Below are 13,937 nucleotides of genomic sequence, written 5' to 3'. Positions count from 1 at the left end.
CCCGCGGTATATGCCTGTGGCTGAATACAGATACATGTGCACCTGGAATGGCAGTACAGATCTGCTGCTGCAATGCGGCTGCTTTTTCCAGATTGCGGCCTGTAATAGTGAGGTATGCGCCCTGTTCTGCGCAGTAGTATGCCATCACAGAGGCAGCGCCGCCATAGCCGAGCAGGAGAACTTTTTTGCCGCAAAGATGGATATTGTCCTTTTCCAGCGAAGCGGCAAAACCGAGGATGTCAGTATTGTAGCCAACTGCCTTATTCTTACAAAATGCAACCGTATTGACAGAGTGCAGGCCGCGCGCGGCAGGGTCCACTTCATCCAGCAGATCGATAACTGCCCGCTTGTGCGGAATGGTACAGTTGATGCCGCCAAGCTTTTCTTTTGCCAGTGCAAAAGCTTCTGGAAGATCTTCGGGCGGCACGGCAACGCCAATATAGTCCGCATCCTGACCGGATGCAGCGAAAAGCTGCTGGTGCAGCTCGGGACTCATCGTGTGGCCGAGCGGCCAGCCGAATAAGCCATAGGTCGTTTTTCGCGGCTGAAACGCGCGGAATTCGTCCATTGTAAGCAGCATGCAGATCAACCTCCCAACTGCATGAGCGTATCAAAAAAGTCGGGATAGGAAATGGCAACTACCTCAGGATCAATAATATGGCTGCTGTGTTCAGCGGCAAGCGCCAGCACAGCAAGACTCATGGCAATGCGGTGATCGCCGTAGGTTTCAAACATTGCGCCGTGGGGGATTCGGCCGCCGCGGATAATCATGCCGTCTTCGGTTTCTTCGACGTCAACGCCGGCCTTGGACAGTTCGGTCGTCATAGCGGCGATGCGGTTGGACTCTTTTACCTTGAGTTCCTGCGCGTCGCGTATAACGGTTTCGCCTTCGGCAAAAGCGGCAGCAACTGCAATAACGGGAAGCTCATCAATCAGGCGGGGGATGATGGAGCCGCCGATTTCAATGCCGTGCAGTCTGCTGTATTTGACGGTTAAATCGCAAACAGGTTCCGCATCGTCTCGGAAATTGTTTTCGGTGATATCCGCCCCCATCCCGCGCAGCACATCCAGTATACCCGTGCGTGTGGGGTTGACACCCACATTGCGCACTGTCAGCTCACTGCCCGGCACAATAGCGCCGGCTACAAGGAAAAATGCTGCCGAGGAAATATCGGCGGGAACTGCAATATCAACTGCGTGCAGGTCCTCGGGCGGCTCCAGGGTAATGATGTTTCCATTGGTTTCAATTTCTACGCCAAGGGCGCGGAACATGCGTTCCGTATGGTCGCGCGAAGGAGCAGGCTCAATCACTGTCGTTTGCCCTTCGGCATACAGACCTGCCAAAAGAATGGCGCTTTTGAGCTGCGCAGAGGCAACCGGCAGACGATATTCTATGCCGCACAGCTCACTGGGATAAATGCGGAGAGGGCAATGATTATCATTTTTTCCCTCAATGGATGCGCCCATTTCGCGCAGCGGCTTGATCACCCGCCCCATCGGACGCTTTTGAATAGAAGCGTCGCCATTCAGCACGGAACTGAAGGACTGGCCGGACAGAATGCCGCACAGCAAACGGGTAGTTGTACCGGAGTTTCCGGTATACAGCTCATCCTCAGGCGCAGAAAGCCCGTGCAGACCAACTCCTTCCACCGTAACTTCATTTTCGGTGATATCAATATGGACCCCCATCTTGCGGAAGCAGTCGATGGTGGAAAGGCAGTCCTCTCCCATCAGAAAACCGGTGATATGGGTTGTGCCGCTGGCCAGCGCACCCAGCATGACCGCACGGTGTGAGATGGATTTATCGCCCGGCACAGAGATACTGCCGTGCAGCGGGCCGCAGGGATTGATTTGCATTGGCGTTACTCCTCCGTTGTGTCAGCTACAGAATAGCTGCCGATGACTTTGATGTAGGGAAGCTCCTCGTGGAGCTGATATAGCAGGGACTGTACGGCATGATCGCGCATATTGCCGGTGAAATCAATATAAAACACATAGCACCACGGGCTATCTTTGAGCGGACGCGAGTAAATCTGTGTCATATCAATATGATAGCCGGCAAAAATATCAAGCACGCCATTGAGCGAACCGGCGACGTTGGGAATATGGAAGGCAATTTCAATCCGGTTGTCTTCCGGCCGGCTGGTCAGCGTGCGGCTGACGGCAATGAAGCGGGTTTCGTTGTGTTTCAAATCGTTGATGCCTTCTGCAAGAATGTCAAGCCCGTTTAATTCGGCTGCCTCGCGCGAACAGATGGCGGCAAGCGTTTTGTCCTGCTTTGCAGCTACGGTTTGCGCGGCGATCGCCGTATTGGCAACTTCGATAGCCTCCAAACCATGTGCGGAGATAAAATCATGGCACTGGGGAAGGGCATGCGGGTGCGAGCAGACCCGTCGGATCTTTTCAAGCGCTGCCCCGCGCGGAGCTGCCAGACAGTGCCGTATTTTTTTGATGTAAGAATAGTTGATGGAAAGGTCGTATTCGAGCAAAAGGTCATATACTTCGCTTACGGTGCCTGCGGTTGTGTTTTCAACAGGCACTACGCCTGCGTCCACCTCGCCATCGCGTACCGACTGAAAGACCTGTTCCCAAGTGGGTACGTTTTGCGGCTCACAGGAAGGGAAAAGTGCGCGTGCGGCAAGTTCCTGATACGCGCCGGGCGCTCCCTGGTAATAAACCGAGCGAGGATGCAGAACAGATTCTGAGGGGTGAAAGGGGAATTTGGCAGGGTTCAGACGCAGCACCTCGCTGTATTGATATTCGCGGCTGGCGCGAATCATACTTTGCAGCAGTGCAATATATTTGATGCGAAGCTCTTCGCTCATGCCGGTAGCACGCTTTTGGATGATTTCAGCCTCACGGTCGGGCTTATAAATGGCGTCATCCGTCTGCGCCTTGGTTTGCGCAACCTCCCGTGCGAGAGACATGCGCAGCAGAAACAGTTCGCGGATAGCGGCGTCCACAGAGTTAATATCCTGCCGAATCGAGGAGAGCTCACGCATAGCCGTTCGCCTCCCTCAGCAGGTCGGCCAGCGCGATGGCGCAGGCCGCTTCGATAACCGGTGCGGCGCGGGTGACGATGCAGGGGTCGTGCCGTCCGTGGATGGAGAGCGGTTCGGTTTTGCCGGTTTGCAGGTTGAGCGTTTCCTGTGTCATACCAATCGAGGGCGTGGCCTTGATGCAGGCGCGTACAATCAGCGGCATGCCGTTGGTGATGCCACCGTTGATGCCGCCGTTATTGTTGGTTTCGGTTTTGACTACGCCGTTTTCCTGATACAGGGCGTCGTTGGCATGTGAGCCGCGCAGCGCGGCAAAGGCAAAGCCTGCGCCGAATTCCACACCCTTGACGGCCGGAACGGCAAACAGGATGGAGGCGAGACGGCTTTCCACGGTATCCAGCATCGGGCTGCCGATGCCGGCCGGCAGGCCGATTGCAGCGCATTCGATCACGCCGCCGACCGAATCCTGTTCCATGCGCGCGTCCTCAATCGCAGCCAGCATGGCTTCCAGTGCGCGGGGGTTGTTGACAGGATAGTCGGCCTTCCGCAGCGCCTCAAGCTGGGCAGGGGTTACATCGACATCATCGAACGGCATATCCTGAATTTGCGCGATGGACTGGATGTGCGAGCCGACCTGCACGCCCTGCGTTTGCAGCCACAGCTTGCACAGCGCACCGGCGAAGACGAGGGGAGCGGTCAGCCGTCCGGAAAAGTGGCCGCCGCCGCGCGGATCGTTGCAGCCCTTGTAACGCAGCATGCCCGTGTAGTCGGCATGACCCGGACGGGGCTGCGCGGCAAGACTGGCGTAATCGCCGGAATGCTGGTTGGTGTTTTGGATGAGGGCACAGATCGGGGTACCGGTCGTTTTGCCGTTGTAGATACCCGATTGGATTATCGGCAGGTCGGCTTCCTTCCGCTGGGTGGATTGCTTATTGCGGCCGGGCGCGCGGCGCTCCATCTCACGCAGAACAAAAGCTTCATCATACGGAACACCGGACGGGAAACCGTCTATCACAACGCCGATGCCGGCGCCGTGCGATTCTCCGAAAACAGAAATATGAATGGCGTTTCCCCAAGTGGAACCCATAGCGGGGCCTCCTTACAGTTTGAGTATATAGGTATGCAGGGCTTCGGCGTCAATCGGTGTGATCTCCGCACGGCCTGGTTCACGGACAAGAATAAAGTTTACCGTGCCGCCGAATTTCTTTTTATCCGACAGCAGGGCGCGGAAAATCTCCTCCCTGTCATAGGGGAGCGCGGACGGCAGACCGATGTGCGTCAGAAGCGAAAGCAGCGGCGCAGTCAGGTCGGCGTTGCCCATCAGGGAGGAAAGCCGCATGGCAGCCGCCATGCCGATCGCAACCGCCTGACCATGCGTCAGGTCGGTGTATCCGCCGAGTTTTTCCGCCGCATGGCCGATTGTATGACCGAAGTTGAGAATCATGCGCAGGCCGGTGTCGTGCTCATCAATGGCGACGACGTCGCGCTTGATTTTGACGCATTCGGCGATGATCTGCTCAATATGACACCGGTAATCCGGACGGGCGACCATATCAAGAATATCTCTGTTGGCGATATAGCCGTATTTGACCACCTCGGCCATGCCATCGGCAAAGGTCGTCTCCGGCAGTGTGGAGAGTACATCCGGGTCGATCAGCACAAGCCGCGGCTGATAAAAAGCGCCGACCAGATTTTTGCCTTCGGGCAGGTCAACGCCGGTTTTGCCGCCGACGGAGGAATCCACCTGCGCGAGCAGGGTGGTTGGAATCTGGCAGAGGGCTACGCCGCGCAGGAACGTTGCGGCGGCAAAGCCGGTGATATCCCCCACAACGCCGCCGCCGAGCGCGATCACCAGATCCTTGCGCGTCATACCGGCGGAAAGCATATCGTGGTAGATGGTTTCCACGGTGCAAAGCCGTTTGTGCTCCTCCCCAGCGGGAATCACGGTGTGGGATGCCGGCAGGGAAAGCTGCTGCTCCAGCCGTGCCAGATACAGAGGCGCGACCGTGGAATCCGTGACAATATGGATACGGCTGGGGGTGAAAATATCGGAAAGCATTGCGCCTGCACGATCAAGCAGGCCGGTTTCAATACAGATGTCGGATACGCCGTTCGCACCCGTCAGGCTCAGCGTCTGCACTGCAAAACACTCCTTTTATGGTAAACTGCGCAAGGATGCCGCACAGGCTGCGATGCATCTTTGCGGGAAAATGTCAGACGTGGGATCAAAGCTCGCGGCCGACGGCCTGTGCGACTGCGCGCAGGCTGGTCATGGTTTCATGGAACGAATCGTAGGTCAGGCTCTGGGCGCCGTCCGAGAGGGCGTGCGCGGGATCATTGTGCACCTCGATCATCAGGCCGTCCGCACCGGCGGCAACGGCAGCCTTGGCGAGCGGCTCGACCATCCAGTAGATACCGCCCGCGTGGGAAGGATCGACGATGACCGGCAGGTGGCTCATACGCTTGAGCACCGGCACCGCGGAGATATCCAGCGTGTTGCGGGTGTACTTTTCGTAGGTACGGATGCCGCGCTCGCACAGGATGACCCGTTCGTTGCCGCCGGCCATGATGTACTCGGCAGACATGAGAAACTCCTCCATCGTGTTGGCAAAGCCGCGCTTGAGCAGAACGGGCTTGTTGATCTGCCCGAGTTCCTTGAGCAGCTCGAAGTTCTGCATGTTGCGGGCGCCGACCTGGAAGCAGTCGCACTTTTCCATGAACAGCTCAATATGCGCGGGATTGGTGATTTCAGTGACGACCGGCAGTCCTGTTGCCTGATGCGCCTTGTGCAGCAGGTCAAGACCTTCCGCTTTCAGCCCTTGGAACGAGTACGGGGAAGAACGCGGCTTCCATGCGCCGCCGCGCAGCACGGCAGCGCCGTCCGCCTTGACGTGCTCGGCGACCTCGATAATCTGCTCCTCGCTTTCAACCGAGCAGGGGCCGGCCATAACGACAATCTTTTTGCCGCCGACCGCTACGCCCAGCGCAATCTCAACAACCGAATCCTGCGGATGCATTTTGCGGTTGGCAAGCTTGAACGGTTCCTGCACCTTGAGGATGTTTTCCACCTGTGGGTCGCGCAGCAGCGCGTCCTTATCCACCGCGCCGGTATCGCCGACCAGACCGATAACGATCGTGCCTGCGCCGTAGATCGGGTTGGCCTTGACGTTCCAGCGTTCGATATGGCGGGAAAGCTCTTCTACATGTTCGCGCGTTGCGCCGTGCTTCATAATGATAATCATGATGTTTTGCTCCTTTTATATAAAAAGATGATATGGTTGTGTTTGTCTGGGTGGAGAAAAATAAAAAAGTCTTCCATCCACAAAGAGGGACGAAAGACAAACGGTTCCGCGGTACCACCCACATTCGGCATAAAGCTATGCCGCACTTTTTCGGATACAGAAAACATATCCTATCCCTGTAACGGAGGAAGTCCGTCAGCGCCTACTCAAACCATAGGGGTGTTTCAGCGCCGCAGCTCAAGAGGGAACTTCATCGTACCGGCGTCTGCGTCCGTTTCCAGTCATGCCGGACACTCCCTGTAAGCCGCACCCTGAACAATTACTTTCCTCTGTCATCGCTTTGTGCAATATTTATACCTATTATATTCCGGATGCCTGTCCTTGTCAATGCAAAAAATGTTACGTTTTTATTTCAGCTTTTTCTTGCGGCAAGGACAGGCATATCCTGCATGGGACAGGCATAGAGTAGGACAGGTGATGCGAAATGGAAGGGAAAAGGGACAATGCATTTCAGCAGGCGCTCCGCTGCCTGCCGCCGCTTCGGGCCTCTCAGCTGACTGCGTTGGCGGAACAGGACGCCGCAGAGGAGGTGAGATTCCGCGCGGGTTGGCCGCCGGCGGTCAAAACCATGTGCGGCGAGCGGCAGCTGACGCTGCCGCCGGTTTCGGCGGAGGAGCTGCGCGAGATGCTCAGCAGGGCGGCACGTTACTCTGTACACAGCTATGCAGAAAGCTTACGGCAGGGATTTGTGACGCTTGCCGGCGGACACCGGCTGGGGCTTTGCGGAACTGTCGCGTCGGAAAACGGACAGGTTGTCGGCGTGCGCGGATTATCCTCCGTCAATCTGCGTATTGCCCGGCAGGCAGAGGGAATTGCAGAAAAGGTGACCGGATGGATTGGAGAAGAACCGCTCAGATCGGTTTTGCTGGTTTCACCGCCCGGATTTGGAAAAACAACACTGCTGCGCGAATGGGTTCGGGCCGTCTCGGAACGGGGGAACACGGTTGCGGTAGCGGACGAGCGCGGCGAAGTCGCGGCATTATCAGATGGCGTGCCGCAGTTTGCGCTGGGGCGATGCACAGATGTACTGGAAGGGTGTGCGAAAAAGCAGGCGGCGATGATACTGCTCAAAACCATGTCGCCTGCGCTGATTGCGTTTGACGAAATCACTGCACCGGAGGACGTGGAGGCAGTTTCGCTGGCGGCGCATTGCGGTGTGGCGGTGATCGCTACAGCACACGCGCGGGATATATGCGATTTGCGGAAAAGACCGATATATCGCAATTTGCTCGCACTGCATTTGTTTGAAAAAGCGGTTGTGATTTGCTGCCAGGATGGGAAACGAACGTATCGAATGGAAAAACTGGAGGAATCGTCATGCTGAAAATGATTGGAGCTGTTATGATTTTCGGTTCCTGCGCCTCTATGGGGCTTGCGGCACGGCAGAACCTGCACCGCAGGGTGCGTGCGGCGGACGCCATGCTGCTGGCGCTGTCGCTGATTGCCAGCGAGATCAATTGCCGCCGTGCGCCTCTGCCGGAAATCGTAAGTGAATTGTCGGAAAGCGATAATGCTGTGATTCACAGTGTGTTTTGCGGCCTGCAGCGCCGGATGAGGGAACAGACGGATGTGTCGTTCGGCTACCTGTGGCGCATGAATTTGCGGGACAAGCGGGAAGAAATCGGTTTGGGAAAATCGGAATGCGACATTCTGTGCGAAGCTGCATCTTATTTGGGGCGCTATGATGCAGCCGAACAGGCGGCGGGGCTGGCGCTGGTTTCCCGCCGCCTGAGCACAGCGAGAAATCAGGCAGATGATGAATTACGGCATAAAGGCGGACTTTACCGCACTTGCGGCATCGCTATGGGACTTTTGGTGATATTGGTGCTGATTTAAAAGAAAAAGGCAGGATGTACGATGGATGTTGATTTGATTTTTAGAATCGCCGCAGTTGGCATACTGGTGGCGGTGCTTGGTCAGCTCTTGACACGCTCCGGAAGGGAGGAACAAGCTTTGATGACTACGCTGGCGGGACTAATTGTGGTACTTATGCTGATTGTGCAGGAAATCAGCCAACTTTTTTCCATGATGAAAAGCGTATTTGGGTTTTGAACGAGTTGACCGCTGTTTGCGGAATTACTGTTTTGGCGCTTGTGCTTACGCTAACGCTCAAAAAAGATGCGCCGGCAATTGCTTTCCTGCTGACTTTAACCGCAGGCATAATGATTTTGGTGCGGGTGCTCGGGGCATGCAGCGATTTGGTGCGACGGCTTGGCGCACTTTTGGAGCGGGGAGGCATCACCGGCAGCCTGTATCTGCCGGTCGCAAAAGCTGTGGGCGTGGCGATGCTGGTGCGGATTATGAGCGCGCTCTGCCGCGATGCAGGGCAGTCGGCGCTTGCGGCTAAGCTGGAGATTGCCGGGACGGTTCTGGCCCTGTCTCTGTGCCTGCCGCTGCTGGAGCAGGTGGTTGCTCTGGCTGCAGACTGGACGTTTTGAAAGGAAACGGAACCATGAAAAAATTGGTGCTGTCCGTACTGATAGCGGTTTTGTGTTTTGTGGCAGCATCTGCTCAGGACGAAATCGCTTCTGACAGCGGTAATGCCTTGCGGAATGCAGTCCCATCTGAACGACAAGCCTATTTGAATGGGATTTTTCCAGAAACGGCGGAGGATGTGACAGACTCATTTGACCGGCTGCTCGATAATATGTCGGCGGATGGAAAAGGCGCTTTGCGCAGCGCGTTTGTCAGCCTGACGCGCATTGCAGCTGTAATCCTGCTGACGGCGGCAGCGCGCGGTTTTTCTGCCGCCGGGGGCGGAGAAGCAGATGCGATGATTGAAATGGCGGGAACGCTGGGCTGTGCGGCCGTACTGTTTGGAGATTTTGCAGGTATATTGGCGCTATGCCGGAATACATTGGAACAGATTGGGCTGTTTTCTGCCACATTGCAGCCGGTATTGGCTACCGTTTTGGCGACAGGAGGAAGCGTTGCCACGGCAACCACGCTGCAAATGGTTTCAATGGTGGTATTTGATATGGTCATTCGGCTGGTAAGCAAGCTGCTGGCTCCTGCTGCCTGCGCTTATCTGGCGATTGTAACGGTAGATGCCGCGACGGGCGGTGAAATGCTGCGCGGGGCTGCCGATTGCATCAGGAGTCTGACGGCTGGCGCGCTGAAACTGTCTTTAACGCTATTTACCGCCTATCTGGCTGTTGCGGGCGGGGTGGCGGGAACGGTAGACAGAATGACGCTGAAAACTGCAAAGTTTGCAGTATCCGGTGCGGTTCCTGTGGTGGGGGGTGTGATATCTGATGCCACAGAGACCATGCTTTCGGGTGCTATGCTGCTCAAAAGCTCGATTGGCGTATTTGGCATGGTGTGTGTGACAGCCATTTGCTTCGTGCCGTTTTTACAGGCGGGGGCAAGTTATCTGTGCTATAAAGTGGGGGCGGCGGTTCTGTCTCCCCTGTGTTCAAACGGATTGCAGCGCTTTTTGGAGCGCGTGGGAGCGGGCTTTGGACTGCTGCTCGGCATGCTCAGCACATGCTGCATTATTTTATATCTGGAGCTGGTTTATGTGATAGCGATGGTGAAGCCGATATGACAGATTTGCTGCACATGATTTTGGTGCGCGTAACGGTTGCGGGCATTGCTTCGGCGGTAGCGCTGCGGATGGCGGGCAGCGGCGCTCTGCGGGAAACCGTCAGGGTAGGGGTTGGCTTGTTAATGCTGCTTGCGTTGCTTCGGCCGCTCGCACAGACACGTCTCCCCTGGCAGGAGCAAGCTTTGTCAGGCAGGGAAACGGTTTCAAAAGAAGAACTGGAGGCCCAAAATATGCAGACAGCGATGAGCGCAGTGGGCGCGAGCATCGCGCGATCTTTAGAACGGCGTGCTGGAGAAATTGGCATAGACTGCACGGTGTATGTTTCAATGGGGGTGGATGCAGAGGGGATTCTTCAGATTGAGGATATTACCGTGTATTACGATGCGCAGGATGCCGCCAGAGAGCATGAACTGAGCACGATGCTCACTGAGGAATGCGGGGTGGATGCGGACAGGCAGGAGTTGATTTGCCGATGAACAAAACGGTATTTTGCCGAACTGGATCGATAGCAGAAAAGCTGATGCCCATGCTGCGCAAATACCGCGCAGTGGTAGCGGTGCTGCTGGCGGGTATGCTTTTATTGGCTTCCGGTGGCTGGTTTGGCGGCAACAAGACAGATGGGGCGGAGAACGCAAGCACGGATATGGACAGGGGATTTGACCTGGCTGCTTTTGAACGGGAGCTGAACGAGCGCCTTGCGGCAGTGGAAGGGGTGGGAAGAGTGGAACTGATGCTGTCGCTGGAGGAAACCGCGGAGGAGGTATATGCGGTTAATGTCAGACAATCGCAGAATAATGGCACGGGAAGCAGCTATGAGCAGAATTTAACGGTGCTGTCCGACGGAAGCTATGGGGAAACGCCGGTAACGGTGAAAAGCCTGCTGCCGCGCTTTCGCGGCGCCATTGTACTCTGCGACGGCGCGGATGATGCTGCGGTGCGGTTGGCGGTCACGCAGGCTGTTGGAACCGTGTGCGGTATTGGCGCTGATAAAATTACAGTTCTGAAAATGGAAAAAGATACATAAACCATACTAACAATTACAGGAGGGCGAGCACGAATGAAAAAAATGAAAAGGCGCGGGGCAGTGTACGGCGTGATTGCGCTGCTGCTGTGTACTGCGGTTTATCTGAATTGGAGTTATGTTGGAACGCCGGATGAACTGCTGGCGGCAGAACAGCTTGAAACAAAGCAGGAGCAGGTGAGTGCAGACCCCAAAGAAGACGATTATTTTGCGTCTTCACGCCTGACGCGGGAGCAGGCGCGGGACGAGGCGGTCAGCACACTCAAAGAGATTTCGGAAAACGAACAGGCGGGGCAGGAAGCCAGAGATGAGGCAGCCGCACAGATTTCTGCGTTGGCAGAAGATTCGGTGGCTGAGGCCAATGCAGAAAGCATGATTCGCGCCAAAGGCTATCAGGATGCAGTGGTGATGATTGGAAGCGACAGTGTGAATGTGGTCGTTGCAATGGCGGAAGGCGGTCTATCGGCTGCGGATGTAACGGTTATAAAAGACATTGTTGTGTCGGAAACAGGCAGAACAGCAGGGCAGATTAAAATTACGGAAGCCCTGTGAACATGTATTTTGTAGTTGCTTTTTGTTAAAACTGTGCTATAATCCGTTTATAAGGAGTGTGAGCACTATGGCAGATCATAAAGAATATTGGTCGACGATCGGCGACCAGGGTTCTATCCGGATTTCTGAGGATGTTGTCGCTTCCATTGCCGCGCTTTCTGCGTCGGAAACGGACGGCGTGAGCGGTTTGTATTCCAGCCTGACCAACGATATTGTGAATTTCCTGAGCAAAAAAAACCTGTCCAAGGGCGTGCGGATTGAACTGGGCGACGAGGACACGGTTAAGATTGAAATTGGTTTTTTGGCAGAGTTTGGGCATAATATCTGCGAAGTGGCAAAGCAGGTTCAGCAAAGCGTGAAAGCCTCGGTGGAATCCATGACTGGACTCAAGGTGATTGAGGTGAATATTCATGTTGGCGGCGTAACGTTTGCACCCGCTGCTCCTTCTGAAACGGATACGGCAGAAGAATAAATATGCAAAAAAACGGTTTGGCTTTTGCCGGACCGTTTTTCTTTGTCTATTCGCTTGCGTTTTTGGCGAAAATAGGATAAAATAAGGCGTATTCAGAAGTTGTTTGAGGAGGGCCTGCCGCTGTGAATGTGATGAGCAGAACGAAAGCAAGGGAAATCGCCCTGCACCTGGTATTTGAAATGGGTTTCCATCAGTTTGAAGATGAAAGCCTGAATGACCGCCTGGATGAGAATATTATGGCCTCGATCAGCGGCGATATTGCGCTGTATGCGGGGAAATTGGACGCGGAGCAAACGGCCTATATCCGTTCGGCTGTAAAAGGCGTAGCAGCGGAAAAGGACATGCTTGACCAAACGATAGAGTCCTATGCAAAAGGCTGGAAACTCAGCCGTTTGTCACGGATGACGGTGGCGGTGTTGCGGCTTGCCATTTATGAGATGCGGCATGTAGATGACGTTCCGGTTGGCGCGGCGATTAACGAAGCGGTTGAATTGGCAAAAACATATGATACGGTGGAGGCTGCCTCTTTTATTAACGGCATTCTCGGCTCCATTGCGCGCACAGAGTTTTCCAAACAGCCGTCCGAAAAGACGGAGAAGACGGATGGCTGAGCGTTTTCTGGGGATAGATACTTCTAATTACCGCACTTCGGCAGCAGTTTATGAGCCGGAAAGCGGTTTTTGGCAGAGTGAAGGCGGTTTGCTGACTGTGCCGGCAGGGGCAATTGGTCTGCGCCAGTCAGACGCCCTGTTCCAGCATACCGTTCGGCTGCATGAAAAAATTGAGGCTTTGCCGCAGGGAGAAGTGTCTGCCATTGGCGTCAGCACGCGGCCGCGTGCGGTTGAGGGTTCCTATATGCCCTGCTTTTTGGCAGGAGAGAGCGCCGCGCGAAGCGCGGCGCATTTGCTGTCTGTGCCGCTTTTCACGGTATCACATCAGCAGGGACATATTGCGGCAGCAGCGCTTTCAGCTGGCCGCTTATCGCTGCTGGACGGGCCGTTTCTGGCATGGCATTTATCCGGCGGCACAAGCGAACTGCTGCTTGTGCATCCGGGAGCGGACGGATTGCCTGACTGCACCTGTATCGGCGGAACGACCGACCTGGCAGCGGGGCAGCTCATTGATCGCGCGGGAGCGCTGCTCGGTCTGCCGTTTCCGGCAGGGGCGGCACTGGATGCGCTGGCGCTGTCTGCTGCACCGGAAAAAGGATACCGTCCCAGGGTGACAGCATGCCGCTTTTCGCTCTCCGGCATGCAGAATCAGGTAGAAAATAAATGCAAAACTGCATCGGCCAGGCAGGTTGCGCGTTTTACACTGGAAACCGTAGCAAATGCAGTGCTGAAAGCAACGGAGCAGGCGCTGGCGCAGTATCCGTACCCCGTATTGTGTGCAGGCGGCGTGATGGCAAGCAGCGTCATTCGTATGCGGATGCGAGAACGCTTTGCGGATGTGTCGTTCGCAGAGCCGGTTCTTTCGGGCGATAATGCGGTAGGAACGGCGGTTTTGGCGGCGCGACTGTATGAGAGGAACAGAACGTGAGTACCATATATTCTGTTACGCAACTGAATAACGAAATCAAAGATTTGCTGGATGCTGTGCCGGGGTATCGTAATCTGCTGGTGCAGGGGGAAATATCCAACTACAAGGCGCACTCTTCCGGCCACCACTATATGACGCTGAAAGATGAAGGCGCGGCAATCAATGCGGTGATGTTTCGTTCGGATGCTATGCGGATGAAGTTTCGGCTGGAAAACGGCATGAAAGTGATTGTGCGGGCGCGGGTCAGTTCGTTTCCGCGCACTGGCGCGGTGCAGCTTTATATTGCCGAGGTGATACCGGACGGTGCCGGAGCGCTCAATCTTGCGTTTGAGCAGCTGAAAAACAAGCTGATGTCGGAGGGGCTCTTTGATGCAGCGCATAAAAAAGGGATTCCGCCATTTCCGCAGCAGATTGCGCTTGTCACCTCACCGACCGGCGCGGCCGTACATGATATGATTCGTATTTTGGGCCGACGCTGGCCGCTGGCGAAAATCGTGCTGTATCC

General features: G+C 55.5%; 18 protein-coding genes and 1 other annotated feature. Of the genes, 12 read left to right on the top strand and 6 right to left on the bottom strand.

The annotated features are described in order from the left end of the window. The 6 genes from ACOYIE_RS04735 to aroF all read right to left on the bottom strand — a co-directional run. On the bottom strand, positions 1-580 hold a 580-nt coding region (locus tag ACOYIE_RS04735; protein WP_433410998.1), incomplete at its 3' end, for a shikimate dehydrogenase family protein. Positions 581-585: 5 nt separating this feature from the next. Beyond that, complete coding sequence (aroA, locus tag ACOYIE_RS04730; RefSeq protein WP_433410997.1) at positions 586-1,857, bottom strand: 3-phosphoshikimate 1-carboxyvinyltransferase; 1,272 nt, start codon at positions 1,855-1,857, stop codon at positions 586-588. 5 nt (positions 1,858-1,862) lie between these two features. Then, positions 1,863-3,002, bottom strand: a complete 1,140-nt coding sequence (gene pheA / locus ACOYIE_RS04725) for a prephenate dehydratase (RefSeq protein WP_433410996.1) — start codon at positions 3,000-3,002, stop codon at positions 1,863-1,865. Further along, positions 2,995-4,086 (bottom strand): chorismate synthase, encoded by a 1,092-nt coding sequence (aroC, locus tag ACOYIE_RS04720; RefSeq protein WP_433410995.1) that lies wholly within the window; start codon positions 4,084-4,086, stop codon positions 2,995-2,997. The genes pheA and aroC overlap by 8 nt, the downstream gene beginning before the upstream one ends. Positions 4,087-4,098: 12 nt before the next feature. Then, on the bottom strand, positions 4,099-5,139 hold the full coding sequence (aroB, locus tag ACOYIE_RS04715) for a 3-dehydroquinate synthase (protein WP_433410994.1): 1,041 nt from the start codon (positions 5,137-5,139) through the stop codon (positions 4,099-4,101). An 85-nt stretch (positions 5,140-5,224) separates the two neighbouring features. Then, on the bottom strand, positions 5,225-6,241 hold the full coding sequence (aroF, locus tag ACOYIE_RS04710; RefSeq protein WP_433410993.1) for a 3-deoxy-7-phosphoheptulonate synthase: 1,017 nt from the start codon (positions 6,239-6,241) through the stop codon (positions 5,225-5,227). Between the two features lie 82 nt (positions 6,242-6,323). Continuing rightward, positions 6,324-6,586, bottom strand: a binding site (T-box leader). A gap of 139 nt (positions 6,587-6,725) precedes the next feature. Here aroF and ACOYIE_RS04705 point away from each other — a divergent pair. The 12 genes from ACOYIE_RS04705 to xseA form a co-directional block, all read left to right on the top strand. After that, positions 6,726-7,625, top strand: coding sequence for a stage III sporulation protein AB (locus ACOYIE_RS04705; RefSeq protein ID WP_433410992.1), 900 nt, complete (start codon positions 6,726-6,728; stop codon positions 7,623-7,625). Next, positions 7,619-8,137, top strand: coding sequence for a stage III sporulation protein AB (locus ACOYIE_RS04700; protein ID WP_433410991.1), 519 nt, complete (start codon positions 7,619-7,621; stop codon positions 8,135-8,137). The genes ACOYIE_RS04705 and ACOYIE_RS04700 overlap by 7 nt, the downstream gene beginning before the upstream one ends. 21 nt (positions 8,138-8,158) lie before the next feature. Then, on the top strand, positions 8,159-8,353 hold the full coding sequence (spoIIIAC, locus tag ACOYIE_RS04695; RefSeq protein WP_107631977.1) for a stage III sporulation protein AC: 195 nt from the start codon (positions 8,159-8,161) through the stop codon (positions 8,351-8,353). Beyond that, complete coding sequence (locus ACOYIE_RS04690) at positions 8,350-8,739, top strand: SpoIIIAC/SpoIIIAD family protein (protein WP_433410990.1); 390 nt, start codon at positions 8,350-8,352, stop codon at positions 8,737-8,739. Before spoIIIAC ends, ACOYIE_RS04690 begins: the two co-directional genes overlap by 4 nt. A gap of 176 nt (positions 8,740-8,915) precedes the next feature. Continuing rightward, on the top strand, positions 8,916-9,848 hold the full coding sequence (locus ACOYIE_RS04685) for a stage III sporulation protein AE (protein WP_433410989.1): 933 nt from the start codon (positions 8,916-8,918) through the stop codon (positions 9,846-9,848). Then, positions 9,845-10,324 carry a hypothetical protein gene (locus ACOYIE_RS04680; RefSeq protein WP_433410988.1) on the top strand — a complete coding sequence of 160 codons (480 nt, stop codon included), beginning with the start codon at positions 9,845-9,847 and terminating at the stop codon, positions 10,322-10,324. The genes ACOYIE_RS04685 and ACOYIE_RS04680 overlap by 4 nt, the downstream gene beginning before the upstream one ends. Beyond that, positions 10,321-10,872 (top strand): hypothetical protein, encoded by a 552-nt coding sequence (locus tag ACOYIE_RS04675; protein ID WP_433410987.1) that lies wholly within the window; start codon positions 10,321-10,323, stop codon positions 10,870-10,872. Before ACOYIE_RS04680 ends, ACOYIE_RS04675 begins: the two co-directional genes overlap by 4 nt. 33 nt (positions 10,873-10,905) lie before the next feature. Next, positions 10,906-11,421, top strand: a complete 516-nt coding sequence (locus ACOYIE_RS04670) for a SpoIIIAH-like family protein (protein WP_433410986.1) — start codon at positions 10,906-10,908, stop codon at positions 11,419-11,421. A 67-nt stretch (positions 11,422-11,488) separates the two neighbouring features. Beyond that, on the top strand, positions 11,489-11,893 hold the full coding sequence (locus tag ACOYIE_RS04665) for an Asp23/Gls24 family envelope stress response protein (RefSeq protein WP_433410985.1): 405 nt from the start codon (positions 11,489-11,491) through the stop codon (positions 11,891-11,893). Between the two features lie 131 nt (positions 11,894-12,024). Beyond that, positions 12,025-12,504: a transcription antitermination factor NusB gene (gene nusB, locus ACOYIE_RS04660; RefSeq protein ID WP_433410999.1), complete on the top strand. Its 480-nt coding sequence runs from the start codon at positions 12,025-12,027 to the stop codon at positions 12,502-12,504. Further along, positions 12,497-13,432 carry a DNA-binding protein gene (locus tag ACOYIE_RS04655; protein WP_433410984.1) on the top strand — a complete coding sequence of 312 codons (936 nt, stop codon included), beginning with the start codon at positions 12,497-12,499 and terminating at the stop codon, positions 13,430-13,432. Before nusB ends, ACOYIE_RS04655 begins: the two co-directional genes overlap by 8 nt. Next, positions 13,429-13,937: exodeoxyribonuclease VII large subunit (xseA, locus tag ACOYIE_RS04650; RefSeq protein ID WP_433410983.1), on the top strand; the 509-nt coding region annotated here is incomplete at its 3' end. The genes ACOYIE_RS04655 and xseA, both read left to right, overlap by 4 nt.

Source organism: Agathobaculum sp. (assembly GCF_050946325.1).
Classification (GTDB): Bacteria; Bacillota; Clostridia; order Oscillospirales; family Butyricicoccaceae; genus Agathobaculum.
This window is presented reverse-complemented; position numbering and strand designations above follow the sequence as displayed.